1 protein-coding gene is annotated in these 459 nt (G+C 67.8%); it reads right to left on the bottom strand.

The window, feature by feature from the left end:
- A partial coding sequence (locus AC5Y5C_RS24870; protein ID WP_499977340.1) for a DUF222 domain-containing protein occupies positions 1-459 on the bottom strand: 459 nt, incomplete at both ends.

Genomic DNA, 459 nt, shown 5'->3' with positions numbered 1-459 from the left:
TTTGGTCGGTGGGGTTGCACATGCCGGGTGCGGCGAGTTTGGCGAACACCGCATCCAGATAGGCGCGGGTTTCCGGATCCAACAGGCCGCTGATGGGTGACATGCCGTCGAATCCTTGCTGCCCGATCGTCACACCGCGGCGCCGGGCCCGATCCACCTCGGAAAACTCACCATCGGGGTTGAGTAGCGCCATCATCTGCTCGGCCCCGGCCCGCAGCGCCTCGGGCCGAAACTGAACGGCCATCGCGGCCAGCTGTTGTTCGGCGGCCTGGCGGGTCGGTGCATCCACCACCACCGGCAGCCGATCGAAGAACTGCCGAATGATCCGCACATGCTCCTCACCGACCTCGCCGCGGCCAAGGGCGGCGGCCACATTCGGCAGCTGCGGCGCCAACTCTTCCCCGGTCAACGCCTTCCGCGGCGCTAACTGTTCGGCATCGCCGATCCGGCGCCGGGCCA

It is taken from the genome of Mycobacterium sp. NGS15 (genome assembly GCF_059813245.1).
This window is presented reverse-complemented; position numbering and strand designations above follow the sequence as displayed.